This window comes from Pantoea sp. USMM079, assembly GCF_037153115.1.
GTDB lineage: Bacteria > Pseudomonadota > Gammaproteobacteria > Enterobacterales > Enterobacteriaceae > Pantoea > Pantoea communis.
Window position 1 is genome coordinate 1 of sequence record NZ_JBBCKX010000095.1, and the last position, 223, is coordinate 223.

General features: G+C 63.2%; 1 protein-coding gene. It reads left to right on the forward strand.

Features of this window, described 5'->3' with window-relative positions:
• Positions 1 to 223 (forward strand): Gfo/Idh/MocA family oxidoreductase (locus tag WFP70_RS26895; RefSeq protein WP_337024917.1); only part of this gene is annotated, 223 nt, incomplete at both ends.

The window sequence follows — 223 nt, forward strand, 5'->3', positions numbered from 1 at the left end:
CTGCCCGCACCCACGCTGAACTCGTGGTCGCTGCCGCCAGGGCCGGTAAAGGCGTGTTCTGTGAAAAACCGATGGCCGTCACCCTCGAAGAGGCGGACAGCGCGATTGCCGTCGCCAAAAGCGCCGGCGTCGTTCTTCAGGTCGGCTTTAACCGCCGCTTCGTCAGCGGTTTCGCAGCCGCCTATGAAGACATTAAATCCGGACGCATCGGCGTGCCGCAGCT